This window comes from Paracoccus fontiphilus, from assembly GCF_017356265.1.
Lineage (GTDB): Bacteria > Pseudomonadota > Alphaproteobacteria > Rhodobacterales > Rhodobacteraceae > Paracoccus > Paracoccus fontiphilus.
The window spans coordinates 1-1,514 of sequence record NZ_JAFNAW010000157.1 but is presented as its reverse complement, the minus strand read 5'-3'; the positions used below and the strand labels follow the sequence as shown (position 1 = coordinate 1,514).

2 protein-coding genes are annotated in these 1,514 nt (G+C 71.6%); both read left to right on the top strand.

Translation table 11 applies throughout. The features are described from left to right. Nucleotides 1-574, top strand: a 574-nt coding sequence (locus J0F76_RS20605) for a hypothetical protein (RefSeq protein ID WP_242690491.1), incomplete at its 5' end; no start/stop codon positions are given. After that, on the top strand, nt 568-1,514 hold a 947-nt coding region (locus tag J0F76_RS20600; protein WP_207472328.1), incomplete at its 3' end, for a BatD family protein. The genes J0F76_RS20605 and J0F76_RS20600, both read left to right, overlap by 7 nt.

Sequence of the window (1,514 nt, the reverse complement as noted above, 5' to 3'; positions counted from 1 at the left end):
GGCGGTGGCAGGCCCCGAGGCACTTGGCCGGCTGGCCCTGCGCGCGGGGCTGGACCGCGCGGCGGCGGCGCTGCTGGACGATCCGGCGGCGCGGGGCGTCGCGTTCTATCGGCTGGGCGATTATCCCGCCGCCGATGCGGCCTTCGCCAGGGCGGGGCGGTCGCAGACCTACAACCGGGGCCTGTCGCTGGCCGCCACGGGCGATTACCCGCTGTCGGTCGCCTATTTCGACGCGATGCTGTTCGCCAATCCCGCCGACGAACAGGCACGCCGCAACCGCGATCTGGTCGCGGCGATGTATCCGCCCGAACGCGGCGATTCCACCGTGCCGGGCCGCATCAAGGGGGCGGGGGGCCTGCCCGCGGGGGATGTGCCGATCTCGGACCTGCTGGCCAATGCCTCGGGGCCGGAATGGGAACGGCGGCTGGACGCCAAGGGCCTGGCCGCCACCGACCAGTGGCTGGACAGCATCACCGACGACCCCGGCGAGTTCCTGAAGCTTCGCATCCGCGCCGAGTTCGACCGCCGCGCGCGGATGGGCCTGATCCGCCCCGAGGAGGGCGACCCATGGTGATCCGCGCCCTTCTGGTCTGGCTGGTGCTGGCGGGCGCGGCCCTGGCGCGGGGCGACACGCGGCTGATGATCCTGCACGACCACGGCAATCCCGTCGTGTCCGAGATGGTGGAACTGACCATCCGGGGCGAATACGACCTGACCGTCTCGCTGGAGGACATGCAGTTTCCGAACTCTCCCGACTACGACTGGATCCAGATCGCGCGGGACGACTGGCACAAGGAACGCGTGCAAGGGCGGCTGCTGCAGATCTTCGAACGCAGGATCGCGCTGTTTCCCCGCCGCAACGGCCCGCTGACGGTCGGCCCGGTCAGCCACAAGCTGACCTTCGTGCAGGACAACGGCCAGCGGGCGGAAACCACCGTGACCGCCGCGCCGATCACCCTGGCGGTCCGGCCCTTCCCCTCGGACGCCCCGCCCCTGTCGGCCAGCCAGTTGACGCTGACGGACGAGCTGTCCGCAGAACCCGGCCGCCTGCAGAAGGACGAGATCCTGACCCGCCGCGTCACCATCGAGGCACTTGGCGCGCTGGCCCATCACCTGCCCGCCCGTCCCGACCTGTCCGAACCCTGGCTGATCCTGTTCAGCCAGCCCGAGACGCGCGAAACCGTGCTGACCGAGGCGGGGCCGGTGGCCCGCGTGGTCTGGGAATGGCAGTTGCGCCCGAAAACCGGCGAGCCCGCCATCCTTCATGCCCAGGCCTTTCCCTGGTTCGATACCGACAACCGCCAGGTCGAGGTCGCGCCCCTGAAGCCGATCCCCTTCGGCTTCGCGGGCTTCGGGTCGAACTTCGGCGCATCCGACCAGGTGGCTTGGCGCAACTGGCCGATCGCCGCCCTGGCGCTTGGCGCGGGCATGGGCGCCTCGCTGGCGCTGATGCTGCGGGGGCAGGGGCTGCTGCCCGCCGCCGCGCTGCGCCGCCGCCTGCGCCGCCTGCGGCC